Below are 12,205 nucleotides of genomic sequence, written 5' to 3' on the forward strand. Positions count from 1 at the left end.
GCCGCCTCATCCGCCTTGCTCTCGGGCTGTGCTGCGGCCGGCTCGGCGGCCGGCTCCTGGCTGGCGCGCGCGGGCGCGGTATCGCCCTTGGCATTGCCCGCGCCGTCGACTTCCAGCCGGATCAGTTCGCTGCCCACGGCCATGGTGTCGCCCACGGTGCCGCCCAGGGCCAGTACCTTGCCCACCACCGGCGACGGAATTTCCACCGTTGCCTTGTCTGTCATCACGTCGGCCAGCGGCTGGTCTTCCGCCACCGTGTCGCCCACGTTCACATGCCAGCCCACCAGCTCGACTTCGGCAATGCCCTCGCCGATGTCCGGCATCTTGATGATATGGATTCCCATGTCATGCCTCCATCACGCGTTTGAACGCCGCGCCCACGCGCGCCGGCCCAGGAAAATACGCCCATTCCTGCGCATGCGGGTAAGGGGTATCCCAGCCCGTGACGCGTTCGATGGGCGCTTCCAGGTGATGGAAGCAATGCTCTTGCACCAGCGACACCAGTTCGGCGCCGAAGCCGCAGGTGCGGGTGGCTTCGTGCACCACCACGCAGCGGCCTGTCTTGCGCACCGAAGTCACGATGGTGTCCAGGTCCAGCGGCCACAGGCTGCGCAGGTCGATAACCTCGGCATCCAGCCCGGTTTCCTCGGCGGCCGCCAGCGATACATGCACCGTGGTGCCGTAGGTCAGCACCGTCAGGTCACCGCCCGGCCGCACCACGGCGGCCGATTCCAGCGGCACGGTGTAGTAGCCGGTGGGTACCTGGCTGGCGGGATGTTTATTCCAGGGCGTCACGGGCCTGTCGTGGTGGCCGTCGAACGGCCCGTTGTACAGGCGCTTGGGCTCAAGGAAGATGACCGGGTCGTCGTTCTCGATGGCGGCGATTAACAGGCCCTTGGCATCATAGGGGTTGGACGGCAGCACCGTGCGCAGCCCGCATACCTGCGTGAACATGGCCTCGGGGCTCTGGCTGTGCGTCTGCCCGCCGTAGATACCGCCGCCGCATGGCATGCGGATGGTCATGGGCGCAATGAATTCCCCGGCCGAGCGATAGCGCAGCCGCGCCGCTTCGGACACGATCTGGTCGGAAGCGGGGTAGAAATAATCGGCGAACTGGATCTCGCACACCGGCCGCAGCCCATATGCCCCCATACCCACCGCCACGCCCACGATGCCTCCTTCCGAAATCGGCGCATCGAACACGCGCGAAGTGCCGTACTTGGACTGCAGGCCCTCGGTGCAGCGGAACACGCCGCCGAAATAGCCCACGTCCTGCCCGAACACCACCACGTTGCTATCGCGTTCCAGCATGACATCCATGGCCGAACGCAAAGCCTGGATCATGGTCATCGACGTGGTCGCCTGACCGTTGCTCTTTCCGTCTGCCATGATCAGACCCCCAGCTCTTGGCGCTGCCGGCGCAAGTGTTCCGGCATGTCTTTGTATACGTCTTCGAAGATGCTGGCCGCGCTGGGCACATGCCCGTCGACCAGTGTGCCGTGGCTTTCTGCCTCTTTCAGGGCCGCCATGATCTCGGCTTCCAGTTCGGCCTTCAGCGCGTCGTGCTGGCTGTCGGACCAGATGCCCCGGCCGATCAGGTGCTTCTTGAAACGGGCAATGGGGTCGCCCAGCGGGAAATGGCTCCAGTCGTCGCCAGGGCGATACTTCGACGGATCATCCGACGTGGAGTGCGGCCCCGCGCGGTACGTTACCCATTCGATCAAGGTGGGACCCAGGTTGCGGCGCGCCCGCTCGGCCGCCCATTGCGACGCCGCGTAGACGGCCAGGAAGTCATTGCCGTCCACCCGTAGCGAGGCAATGCCGCAGCCCACGCCGCGGCCCGCGAAGGTGGCCCCTTCGCCCCCGGCAATGGCCTGGAAGGTGGAAATGGCCCACTGGTTGTTGACCACATTCAGGATGACCGGCGCGCGGTACACGTGGGCAAAGGTCAGCGCCGTGTGGAAATCGGCTTCGGCCGTGGCGCCGTCGCCGATCCAGGCCGACGCAATGCGCGTATCGCCCTTGATGGCCGAGGCCATGCCCCAGCCCACCGCCTGAATGAATTGCGTGGCCAGGTTGCCCGAAATGGTGAAGAAACCCGCCTCGCGCTTCGAATACATGACAGGCAGCTGGCGGCCCTTGAGCGGATCGCGCTCGTTCGACATCAGCTGGCACATCATTTCCACCAACGACACCTCGCGAGTCAGCAGAATGCTTTGCTGGCGGTACGTGGGAAAACACATGTCGCCGGGTTCCAGCGCCAGCGCGTGGGCGGCGCCTATGGCCTCCTCGCCCAGGCTCTGCATGTAGAACGAGATTTTCTTCTGCCGCTGCGCCGTCAGCATGCGCGCATCGAAAATACGGGTTTTCAGCATGGCTCGCATGCCGGCCCGCAACATGTCGTCGTCAAGGTCGGGAGCCCAGGGGCCCACGGCCTGGCCGTCGTCGTCGATGACGCGCACCAGCCGGTAGGCCAGGTCGCCGGTATCGACCGCGGCAACATCGATGGGGGGCTTGGGAATTTCGCCAGCCGGCGAAAGATGCAGATAGGAGAAATCGGTCTTGCAACCCGGACGCCCGGTGGGCTCGGGGACGTGCAGTTTCAGCGGGCCGTATAGGCTCATGGTTATGTCTCCACGCGTGATTGTGTCAAGCGTTCTTGCTTTGCAAAGGCCTGATGCTGGAGGTAACCGCGCACTCGGCCGCTACCGGATCGCGTGCGGGGTAATGCTGCGCGTCTGGCTGGGAACAGATTAGCATAAGGTTCCCCTGCCCCGCCGGCCGCAACAGGCCGCCGCCCTATGGCTAGAATGGCGTGCTATGACAGACAAGATGCGACTCGATAAATGGCTGTGGGCCGCGCGCTTCTACAAGACCCGCAGCCTGGCCGCCCAGGAAATCGGCAAGGGCCGGGTGCAGGTCAACGGCCAGCCCGCCAAGCCGGCGCGCGATATCGCGGTCAACGACCGCATCACCGTGCGCAAGGAAGACCCGGCCATCCAGGTCAGCGTGCGGGCCCTGAGCGCGGTGCGGGGGCCGGCGCCGGTGGCGCGCCAGTTGTACGAAGAAACCCCGGAAAGCATCGCCGCGCGGGAACGCGCCGCCGAAATGCACCGGCTGGCGCCGGAACCCGCGCAGTCCATCACCGATGGCAGGCCCACCAAGCGCGACCGCAGGCTGATCGGGCAGATGCGCGGGAAATAACCCGGCCTGGCGAGCTTTCCGCCATGCCAGTAAACACCGCGATACTGCCGGCGGCGATGGGTTGCTAAGTACTCGGCCGCTGCGCCCGCGCCAGGAAATCCAGCACCGCCCAATAGGCCCCCTCGTAGCCCGCGGCATTGGCCACCGCGGTGCCGCCGGCATCCAGCAGCAGGCCCGACATGGCATGCGGCTTGGCTATCAGGGTGGTGGGCAGGTACGGATACTGCACATGGTGCCCCGCCCCCTGGCAAACATAGTGTTCGGTGGACAGCCCATGGGCCTGGCGCTGCCTGGCCACCAGTTCCGAGTACGCCGTGCTGGGCCAGAAGCCGTCGTCGGATGCACTGACCAGCATCATCGGACCGGGAAACTGTTCCACCGGAATACGCGCCCGCTCGAACGCGGCGCGGTCGCGCGTGGCGGACAGGAAGGCCCGGCTTTGCCGGTACGGCGGGTCGACGGCGTAGGCGGCGTCCCAGTCGCCCAGCGCGTTGTCCTGCCACAGATGCGGCAAGGGCTCGCCCTCCAGTGTCCACACCTGCGCATTGCGCCCGCTGCCCGGTTCACCCGCGCTGACCACGCCGTGCGTCACCGGAGAAGGTACATAGGCGATCACCGCGGACACCAGTTCGGGAAACTGCGAAGACACCAGCAGCGAAGTTTCCCCGCCACGGCTGATGCCCGACAGCGCCACGAAACCGTCGCGCGGCTGCAGCGTCTGGCGCGCCCACAGCAGGGCCTGCTGGAAGTATTCCAGGGGCATATTGTTCAGGTAGCGCGGGCGGGCTTCGTAATTGAAAATGGCCAGCGCCAGGCATTGGTATCCATGCGCGGCGAACAACGCCGCGCGCGGCGCATTCACCCCGCCCGACGAGCCGTTCATGTAGATGACCAGCGGATGCGGGCCCGGCGTGGCGGGCGTGTACAGCTCGCCGGATATCGACATACCGCCCCACTGCGCGCGCACCGGCTCGTGCCGCACGCCCTCGGCCAGGAAAGTCTGGGTCAGCATGGCCTGCGCCCCTTGCTGGCCGTCGCTGGCTTCAATGTGGATTTCCAGCGAGTCGGTGCGATCCGGCGGAAACACGGCATGGGCCACGTCGTCGCACTTCATCGACCATACGATGCCCATCGCCGACGGCATGGCGTAGTCGCCCTCGACCGGGCTGTCGCGCCCCAGGTCCAGGCTGCCGTCGTGTCCGGCCAGGAATACGGCGCGCGAACGCCAGCCTATGCCGCACATCTGCATGCTGGCCGTCACGGTTACCACGCTGTAGGCGGGAAAACCGCTGACCGTGATGCTGCGCTCCACGTCGATCAGCGCGGCGGCGGGCGTTATGTGTATGTTGGGGGCCATGCGTTTCCTCGTCAGCTTTTCAGGTCGACTTTCGGAACCTGGTTGGTGTCGATCACCTTGGCCCACATGGCCGATTCCCGTTCGACGACCTGGTCCAGTTCCTTGCCCGGAGTGAACTCCACCGTCACCCCCTGTTCGGCGAATTGCCGGACCAGGCTGGGGTCGCGCGCGCCTTCGGCCACTGCGCTCTCCAGGGTGCGAACCACATCTTCCGGCATGGCCGCCGGGCCGGAAATCATCATGCGCGTATACAGTTCGAAGTCATCCACGCCGGCTTCTTTCATGGTGGGCACGTCCGGCAGGCTGGAAAGGCGCTGGTCGGCGGTAACCGCCAGCACCTTGAGCTTGCCGGCGCGAATATGCGGCAGCGCCGACGTCGGAAAATCGAAGGTGCTTTGCACCGTGCCCGCCATCAGGTCGATCAGGGCAGGCCCGCTGCCCTTGTAGGGCACGTCCTGGAACTGGGTGCCGGTGCGCGACTGGAAATGCAGCAGGGCCAGGTGGTTGATGACGCCCCGCCCCGCGTGCGCGCTGGTGATCTGGCCGGGCTTCTGTTTGGCCAGCGCAATGAATTCCTGCACATTGTTCACGCCCAGGTCGGGATGCACGATCAGCAGCATGGCCGAACGGCCCATGGAACCCAGTTGCCGGAAATCAGACCGCTGATAAGGCAGGTTGTTGTACAGCAAGGGGTTCAGGATCATGCCGTTGGTGCCCGCGAAGGCCAGCGTGTAGCCATCCGGCGCCGCGCGCGCCACCGCGGTGGTGGCGATGATGGTTTGCCCTCCCGGGCGGTTCTCGACCACCACCGAGCTTTGCATGACCTTGCTCATGCGTTCGGCCAGGGCGCGAGCGGCCAGGTCCGTCAGCCCCCCAGGGGCAAAACCCACCACCAGCCGGATCGGCCTGGCGGGAAACCCGGATTGCGCCCAGGCAACCCTGGACAAGGCAGGCAGCGCGGCAGCGGCGCCCAACAGGCGGCGGCGAGTGGTAGACACGGCGACTCCAGACGAAGTATTGCCTGCGCAATCCCGCAGGCGGGAACTGCCTTGGAAACAGGAAGATGCGGTCACAGGGCGCCTACGCTGACGCCTTGCTTAATGGTTTTGTATTCTATATACAATCAAACCTAATCTTCTCGGGATTTACCCCTATCGTCATGGGAAGGTTCGCGGCGATCGACGCCGGGAGTGAGGCCGACGGTATACCGTCCAGCCCAGCGTTCCGCTACGAATCGTCTTCTTCGTCCTGCTTGTTGTGCCGTGCGTGCCTGGAATTGGCCTCTTTCTGTTGTCTGGAATCGGCCTCTTTCTCCTCGTTGTCCTCGATGCGTCTTTCCACCCGCCGCAGCGCGGCCAGCACAAACAAGGCGATCAGGGTGCTGACCACGGCCGTGGCCTCGCGCCCCATGCCGGCGGCCACGCCGATGGCGGCCGTCATCCAGATGCTGGCCGACGTGGTCAGCCCGCGGATCTCGCGTTCGCCGCTGAGCTTGATGATGGCCCCCGCCCCCAGGAAACCGATGCCGGCGATCACGCCCTGCAGCACGCGGCTGAGATCGCCCACCTGCATGCCGGCCTGCAGGGGCACCAGCACGAACATCGCGGCACCCAGGGCCACCAGGATGTGCGTGCGCAGGCCGGCGGCCTTGCCGCTGCGTTCCCGTTCGTAGCCCAGCAGCCCGCCCAGCACGAAGGCCATGCCCAGCCGCAGCACGATGCGCGTGGCCTCGCCCGCATCGGGAATGTCGCTGAATTCGGTATAAACCGTGGCCCAGATTTCTTGCCAGATCGTCATGCGGCGGCTCCTGGTGGAACGGGGGGCGCACCGGCGGGCCCGCGGAACAATGCGGCGAACGCGCGGTGACAGATCATCATATAAGCATGGCGGGCGCCCGCGTGTGTCTGAATTTTCCCGAATGCGGCGGCGGCCGGAGCATGGCCGCCGGCTAAGGTACAATGCCTCCCCGCTGCTAGTTGTAGCGGCACGTCGGGGCGTAGCGCAGCCTGGTAGCGCATCTGCTTTGGGAGCAGAGGGTCGCGAGTTCGAATCCCGCCGCCCCGACCACTATCATTCAGGCCCGCCTGGCCTCCGGTAACAAACTTAGCGACCTGTATACGCTTCGATTCAGGCTCGCGCCGGCCAATCAGAAATAATAAAAGACGTACTAACGTCCAGGGGTATACCCCATGCGCTTTGCGCCTGAATTTTCCATGCCCGTCCAGTATCCGCGGCTCGCCCTGCGCGCCGGTTTGCTGGCCTCGATGGCGCTGCTGGCGGCCTGCTCGGCCACGCCCACCATCGACGAACGCGACGCCTTCACGAAGGGCAACACCTATTCCCGCAACTTTGCCGGATCCAGCGAGGCCGCCTGCGAAGCCGGCCGCCGGTCGCTGCTGGGCCAGGGCTATGTCATCGACAAGGCCGAGCCCAACCGGGTCAGCGGACACAAGAACTACCAGGACGAGAAAAACGACGACCGCCATGCGCAGATCCAGTTCAACATAGACTGCACGTCTGGCGGCAACGGCCAGGCCATTGTCTATGCCAGCGCGTTGCGCGACCTGTACACCATCAAGAAGTCCAGCAACTCGGCCAGCGTGGGCCTGAGCGTGCTGGGCGCGGTGTCCATGCCGGTGGGGTCCAGCGACGATTCGCTGGTGAAGACGTCCAGCGAAACGATTTCACGCGGGGCCTTTTACGAAGGCTTTTTCGACCAGCTGGCGCAGAACCTGGCCTCGGCACAGGCCGCGATCGAGGCGGGCACGGCAGCGCCGCAGAAGGCACAACCGCAATCGCAGCAACCGCGACAGCAGCAGCAGCAGCAGCAGCAGCAGCAACAAACAACGCCGCAATCCGGCCAGCCAGCCCAGCCGCCCGCCGCTGCTACCCCGCCCACTGCGCCCAGCCCTTCCGCAACGGACGGCGGCGAGGCTGCGCCTACATCTCCGGCCACGGCGCCCTGAAGCCCGCGTGTGAACCCTGAGGCCCGCGCTTCACGGCACCGGAATGTTCTCCCGGAACACTACCTGCAGCCGCGGCAGGTAGCTTTGTTCTGATTCGCCCCGTACCGCCGCCACCAGCATGCGCACGGCCTCGCGCGCCTCGACGCGCGGGTTCTGGTCGATGACGGCGTCCATGGTGCGGTCCAGCAGCATGCGCTGCGTGGCGTCGGTCAGGTCGTGGCCGATATACACCGTGTCGTGCTGCCGCCCGGCCTCTTGCAGCGCCCGGGCGATACCCTGGTTGCCCGCGCCCACGTTGTACACGCCGGCCGGCGGATCGGCGCGCAGCAGGTCGCGCGTCAACTGGTAGGCGCGTTCGCGGTCGTCGCCGATTTCCAGGTTATGGGCAATGCGCAGGTGCGGGAATTCCTCGTTCAGCACCGAGCGGAAGCCCATTTCGCGCTCTTCATGGCCACGGTACGCCAGCGATCCGATAAACACCGCGATGCGGTGCTCGACGCGCTGCGGCAGGAAGCGGCCCAGCAGCAGCCCGGCCAGGCGGCCGGCGGCGCGGTTGTCCACGCCCACGTAGCCCACGCGGGCCGCGATGGGAATATCGGAAACCAGGGTGGCCACCTTGATGCCGCTGTCGCGCAGCGACATGATGGCATCGCGCACCTGCGGGTGATCCAGCCCCACCAACCCCACCGCATCGGTGTGGCCACGCAGTTCGGTCAGGCGGGCTTCCAGCTTGGCCGCGCTGAAGCCTTCCACCAGGTGCAGATTGGCGCGCACCTGCGGCCGCATGGCGGCTTCTTCCAGCAGGTGCCGCCCCAACGCCAGCATGAAACTGTTGGTGCCCGCGGGCAGCACGAAATCCAGCCGCACGACTTCGGGCGAGCTCTCCTGGGGCTCGCCGAAATAGCCCAGGCGGGTGGCCACGGCCATGACATGGTCTTGCGTCTTGCCGCGTACGCCGGCCCGGCCGTTCAGCACACGGTCGACCGTGGCGGTGGAAACGCCGGCGGCCCGGGCAATGGATTGGATCGTCGCGCGCATGGGAGCTCAGGTTGAAAAGGCTGGCCAATCAAAAACAATCATTTTGAATCATTACCGCGCAATTGTGTATTCAGTGCGGATTTTGGCCGGATTTTAGGCCAGATTCAAGCCTTTCATGCCTTTACCACCCAGATTTTTGATGTGAGAATCCGATCTAAATAGATCATTTAATAACATCAAATAAATCATTTCTGGGCACTGCCCGGATACGCAGGAGACACGATGGCCACGCCCGAACCGCCCGCCTTGATTCCCGACCCTGCCGTGCGCGAACGCGGTTTCCGCATAGGCTGCATCGGCGCCGGCATGATCATGGCCGAATGCCACCTGGAGGCCTACCGCCAGGCGGGCTTTCCGGTGGTGGCGATCGCCTCGCGCACGCCGGCCCGGGCCCGCGAGGTGGCGCAACGCTACGGCATCGGCACGGTGCACGACACGCCCCAGGCGCTGATCGCCGACCCGCGGGTGCAGATCGTCGACATCGCCTTTCCGCCGGACCAGCAGCCCGGATTGATCCGCGCCGCGCTGCAGGCCCCGCATGTGCGCGCGGTCCTGGCGCAGAAGCCCCTGGCCCTGTCGCTGGACGAAGCCCGCAAGCTGCGCGACGAAGCACGCGCCGCGGGCAAGCTGCTGTCGGTGAACCAGAACATGCGCTACGACCAGTCGATGCAGGCGCTGTCGCAGTTGCTGGCCCGCGGCGAACTGGGCACCCCCGTGTTTGCCCAGATCGACATGCACGCCGTGCCGCACTGGCAGGATTTCCTGCAGGGCTACGACCGCCTGACCCTGTCGAACATGAGCGTGCACCACCTGGACGTGCTGCGCTTCCTGTTCGGCGAACCGGACGAGGTCACGTCCGTCACGCGCCCCGACCCGCGCACGGCCTTCCCGCATCGCGACGGGCTGGTGGCCACCACCTTGCGATTCCCGTCGGGGCTGCTGGCGCTGTCGCTGGAAGATGTGTGGGCCGGCCCGCGCGGCGAGGGTTACCAGGACGACCCATACATCCGCTGGCGCGTGGAGGGCACCGAAGGCGTGGCCCGCGGCACCATAGGCTGGCCCACGGGCGAGCCGTCCACGCTGGCCTATGCCTCTAATCGGGGCACCGGCGGCACCTGGAAGCATCCGGCGTGGGACACGATGTGGTTTCCGCACGCGTTCATCGGGGTGATGGAGCAATTGCAGTACGCGCTGGCCAGCAATAGCGAGCCGGCGCTGCACGTGGCCGACAACGTACGCACGATGGCGTTGGTGGAAGCCGCCTACCGCTCGATCGACGAGCGCCGCACCGTCAGGCTGGACGAAGTCCTGCAGGGCGACTGAACAATAGAAACAACGGAGGAAGACAACCATGATGCAAACCGGCATTTTCTCGGGCTACTTTCCGTACGGGCTGGAAGACAGCGCGGCCCGCATCCGCTCGCACGGGTTCAACACGGTGCAGCTAGACCTGCACTTCAAGGACATGGATCTGGAGAAACTGACGCGCGAGAAATGCACGCGCATCCGCGACGTGTTCCGCGACCACGATCTGCCCGTGTCCTGCATTTCGGCATACACCAACATCGTGCACCCCGACCTGGGCGAGCGCGAGCGGCGCAACGCCGTGCTGAAGCAGACGTTGGCGCACGCCCGGTACCTGGGTTCGCCGTATGTAATTTCGGAGACCGGCACGTTCTGCCCGGACAGCGACTGGGTGCACCACCCGCGCAACAAGACCGAAGAAGGTTGGGAACAGTGCCGTGCCGTCATCCAGGACCTGGCGCGCCACGCGCACGACCACGGCGCGGTGTTCCTGCTGGAAACCTATGTGAACAACGTGGTGGGCTCGGTAGAGGAAACCCTGCGCATGTTCGCCGAGGTGAACCACCCTGGCCTGGGCCTGCTGATGGACCCCACCAACTACTTCGAGGCGCACAACATCGATGACATGGACGCGACGCTGAACCGGGTGTTCGACGCCCTGTCGGACAAGATCTGCATTGCCCATGCCAAGGACGTGAAGCGCTCGGGCGACGACAAGTCGGAGAAGCACAGCAACATCGGCGATGACAGCGCCGCCGAAAGCCACACCTTCCGCGGCGTGGGGGAAATCGAGCTGCCCGCTCCCGGCCTGGGCTCGCTGAACTACGACCTGTACCTGCGCCGCCTGGCGCAGAAGCATCCCAACATTCCCATCATCATCGAGCACTTGTCCGAGGACGACGTGCCGCGCGCCAAGAAATTCCTGGACGGCAGGCTGCGCGCCAACGGCGTCTGAGCCCGCGCGTCACGTCCAGCAAGCAGCACAACGGAGCACACATGGCAGAACTTTACGCAGCCCGGATGACGCGCAGGCAGGTCGAGGAACGATCGGGCCAGCTTGCGCAGTTTGCCGGCGTCCGTCTGATGACCCTGGAAGACGGCCTGGAACGCGGCATCCGCATGCTGGAATTCCGCAGCGGCACCGGCCTGCGCTTTACCGTGCTGGTGGACCGCGCCATGGACATCGCCGACTGCGATTACCGCGGCTATGCGGTGGGCTGGCATTCGCCGTCCGGATTTCGCCACCCGGGCCTGCACGAGTATGAAGGCGAAGGCGGGCTGGGCTGGATGCGTTCGTTCTCGGGCCTGATGGTGACCTGCGGCCTGGACCACATCCTGTTCATGTACGACGCGCCGGCCGACAACTATGTCTACAGCCCCCGCAAGACGGTGCAGCACTCCATCCACGGGCGCGCCGGCACCATACCCGCACGCCTGTCCGGCTATGGCGAACGCTGGGATGGCGACCGCTGCGTGCTGTGGGCGGAAGGCATCGTGTCGCAAGGCACCGTGTTCGGCGAACACCTGGAACTGCATCGCCGCATCGAGATCGAAGTGGGCAGCAACGATATCCAATTGTCGGACCGCGTGGTGAACCGCGGCTTCTACCGTACCCCGCACATGCTGTGCTACCACATCAACGTGGGGTATCCGGTGCTGGACGAGGGCTCGCGCTACCTGGCGCCAGTACGCGACGTGGTGTGGGCCGCGCACGCGGACAGCTACCGCGCCCAGGAAGTGGGCTACCGGCGCATGCCGGCGCCGCGGCAGCAATTCCACGAGCAAGTCTGGCAGCACGAACTGGGCGCGGATGCAAACGGCGAAGTGCCTGTGGCCCTGGTCAACGACCGCCTGGGCATAGGGGTGGAAATAACCACACGCAAAGACCAGTTCCCCTGCCAGTACCAATGGCAGAACCTGCAGGCCGGCCAGTATGCACTGGGCCTGGAACCGTCCACCAACCACGTGCTGGGACACGGCGCGGCGCGCGAGCGCGGTGAATTGATATGGCTGGAACACGGCGAGGAGCGCCGCTACGACACGCGCTTCCGCATCCTGGACGGCGCCGCCGCCATTGCCGCCAGCGAGACCCGCATCACGGGTATCGCCCAGCAGCCGCTGGAAGACTATCCACAGCCGTCGGGCAATTTCCTGCCCATCGGGGGCCGCTGATGCAGCACACGCCTTTTTCAATGCAAGGCCGGCGCGTACTGTGCACCGGCGCGGCGGGCGGCTTCGGGGTGGGCATCAGCATCGCCCTGCTGCAGGCGGGCGCGCGCGTCATTGCCCTGGACCTGGACAATGACCGCCTGGCGCGGCTGCGCGAGGCCGCGCC

The 12,205-nt window shown here is 65.7% G+C and carries 12 protein-coding genes and 1 tRNA gene; 6 read left to right on the top strand and 7 right to left on the bottom strand.

What is annotated here, in order from left to right:
- From LPZ50_RS14325 to LPZ50_RS14335, 3 genes are all read right to left on the bottom strand, one after another.
- Positions 1-344, bottom strand: a 344-nt coding sequence (locus tag LPZ50_RS14325; RefSeq protein WP_329957660.1) for a biotin/lipoyl-containing protein, incomplete at its 3' end; no start/stop codon positions are given.
- 1 nt (position 345) lies between these two features.
- Entirely contained in the window at positions 346-1,389 is a 1,044-nt protein-coding gene (locus LPZ50_RS14330) for an alpha-ketoacid dehydrogenase subunit beta (protein ID WP_230662143.1), read from the bottom strand.
- A gap of 2 nt (positions 1,390-1,391) precedes the next feature.
- The gene (locus LPZ50_RS14335) at positions 1,392-2,624 is read right to left on the bottom strand and encodes a 3-methyl-2-oxobutanoate dehydrogenase (2-methylpropanoyl-transferring) subunit alpha (RefSeq protein WP_230662144.1); all 1,233 of its coding nucleotides are present in this window, start codon (positions 2,622-2,624) and stop codon (positions 1,392-1,394) included.
- A gap of 196 nt (positions 2,625-2,820) precedes the next feature.
- Between LPZ50_RS14335 and LPZ50_RS14340 the strand changes: the two genes are divergently transcribed.
- Entirely contained in the window at positions 2,821-3,204 is a 384-nt protein-coding gene (locus LPZ50_RS14340; protein ID WP_230662145.1) for an RNA-binding S4 domain-containing protein, read from the top strand.
- A gap of 64 nt (positions 3,205-3,268) precedes the next feature.
- On the opposite strand, the gene LPZ50_RS14345 is transcribed toward LPZ50_RS14340, so the two are convergent.
- The 3 genes from LPZ50_RS14345 to LPZ50_RS14355 all read right to left on the bottom strand — a co-directional run bounded on the left by LPZ50_RS14345 (position 3,269) and on the right by LPZ50_RS14355 (position 6,358).
- A complete protein-coding gene (locus LPZ50_RS14345) occupies positions 3,269-4,561 on the bottom strand; it encodes an acyl-CoA thioesterase/bile acid-CoA:amino acid N-acyltransferase family protein (protein WP_230662146.1) in 1,293 nt (430 codons plus the stop codon).
- A gap of 11 nt (positions 4,562-4,572) precedes the next feature.
- Entirely contained in the window at positions 4,573-5,559 is a 987-nt protein-coding gene (locus LPZ50_RS14350) for a Bug family tripartite tricarboxylate transporter substrate binding protein (RefSeq protein WP_230662147.1), read from the bottom strand.
- 229 nt (positions 5,560-5,788) lie between these two features.
- Entirely contained in the window at positions 5,789-6,358 is a 570-nt protein-coding gene (locus LPZ50_RS14355; RefSeq protein WP_230662148.1) for an MgtC/SapB family protein, read from the bottom strand.
- 193 nt (positions 6,359-6,551) lie between these two features.
- On the opposite strand from LPZ50_RS14355, the gene LPZ50_RS14360 reads away from it, so the two are divergent.
- Together LPZ50_RS14360 and LPZ50_RS14365 are read left to right on the top strand one after the other, a co-directional pair.
- A tRNA-Pro gene (locus LPZ50_RS14360) sits at positions 6,552-6,628 on the top strand.
- 122 nt (positions 6,629-6,750) lie between these two features.
- Positions 6,751-7,527, top strand: a complete 777-nt coding sequence (locus LPZ50_RS14365; RefSeq protein ID WP_230662149.1) for a DUF2242 domain-containing protein — start codon at positions 6,751-6,753, stop codon at positions 7,525-7,527.
- 30 nt (positions 7,528-7,557) lie between these two features.
- Here the strand turns inward: LPZ50_RS14365 and LPZ50_RS14370 are convergent, their stop codons facing one another.
- Complete coding sequence (locus LPZ50_RS14370) at positions 7,558-8,565, bottom strand: LacI family DNA-binding transcriptional regulator (RefSeq protein ID WP_230662150.1); 1,008 nt, start codon at positions 8,563-8,565, stop codon at positions 7,558-7,560.
- Positions 8,566-8,787: 222 nt separating this feature from the next.
- Here LPZ50_RS14370 and LPZ50_RS14375 point away from each other — a divergent pair, with 222 nt between their 5' ends.
- From LPZ50_RS14375 to LPZ50_RS14385, 3 genes are read left to right on the top strand one after another with little or no spacing between them, the layout of a single operon-like run.
- Complete coding sequence (locus LPZ50_RS14375) at positions 8,788-9,888, top strand: Gfo/Idh/MocA family protein (protein ID WP_230662151.1); 1,101 nt, start codon at positions 8,788-8,790, stop codon at positions 9,886-9,888.
- Between the two features lie 28 nt (positions 9,889-9,916).
- Complete coding sequence (locus LPZ50_RS14380; RefSeq protein ID WP_230662152.1) at positions 9,917-10,825, top strand: sugar phosphate isomerase/epimerase family protein; 909 nt, start codon at positions 9,917-9,919, stop codon at positions 10,823-10,825.
- A gap of 41 nt (positions 10,826-10,866) precedes the next feature.
- The gene (locus LPZ50_RS14385) at positions 10,867-12,042 is read left to right on the top strand and encodes an aldose 1-epimerase family protein (RefSeq protein ID WP_230662153.1); all 1,176 of its coding nucleotides are present in this window, start codon (positions 10,867-10,869) and stop codon (positions 12,040-12,042) included.
- Positions 12,043-12,205: the final 163 nt, after the last annotated feature.

Source organism: Bordetella petrii, assembly GCF_020991325.1.
In the GTDB taxonomy this organism is placed as follows: Bacteria; Pseudomonadota; Gammaproteobacteria; order Burkholderiales; family Burkholderiaceae_B; genus Bordetella_A; species Bordetella_A petrii_E.

What these genes read in the sequence shown, in the direction of transcription:
- LPZ50_RS14330 (WP_230662143.1), bottom strand. Translation starts at nt 1,389, where the DNA reads ATGGCAGACGGAAAGAGCAACGGTCAGGCGACCACGTCGATGACCATG.
- LPZ50_RS14335 (WP_230662144.1), bottom strand. Translation starts at nt 2,624, where the DNA reads ATGAGCCTATACGGCCCGCTGAAACTGCACGTCCCCGAGCCCACCGGG.
- LPZ50_RS14340 (WP_230662145.1), top strand. Translation starts at nt 2,821, where the DNA reads ATGACAGACAAGATGCGACTCGATAAATGGCTGTGGGCCGCGCGCTTC.
- LPZ50_RS14345 (WP_230662146.1), bottom strand. Translation starts at nt 4,561, where the DNA reads ATGGCCCCCAACATACACATAACGCCCGCCGCCGCGCTGATCGACGTG.
- LPZ50_RS14355 (WP_230662148.1), bottom strand. Translation starts at nt 6,358, where the DNA reads ATGACGATCTGGCAAGAAATCTGGGCCACGGTTTATACCGAATTCAGC.
- LPZ50_RS14365 (WP_230662149.1), top strand. Translation starts at nt 6,751, where the DNA reads ATGCGCTTTGCGCCTGAATTTTCCATGCCCGTCCAGTATCCGCGGCTC.
- LPZ50_RS14370 (WP_230662150.1), bottom strand. Translation starts at nt 8,565, where the DNA reads ATGCGCGCGACGATCCAATCCATTGCCCGGGCCGCCGGCGTTTCCACC.
- LPZ50_RS14375 (WP_230662151.1), top strand. Translation starts at nt 8,788, where the DNA reads ATGGCCACGCCCGAACCGCCCGCCTTGATTCCCGACCCTGCCGTGCGC.
- LPZ50_RS14380 (WP_230662152.1), top strand. Translation starts at nt 9,917, where the DNA reads ATGATGCAAACCGGCATTTTCTCGGGCTACTTTCCGTACGGGCTGGAA.
- LPZ50_RS14385 (WP_230662153.1), top strand. Translation starts at nt 10,867, where the DNA reads ATGGCAGAACTTTACGCAGCCCGGATGACGCGCAGGCAGGTCGAGGAA.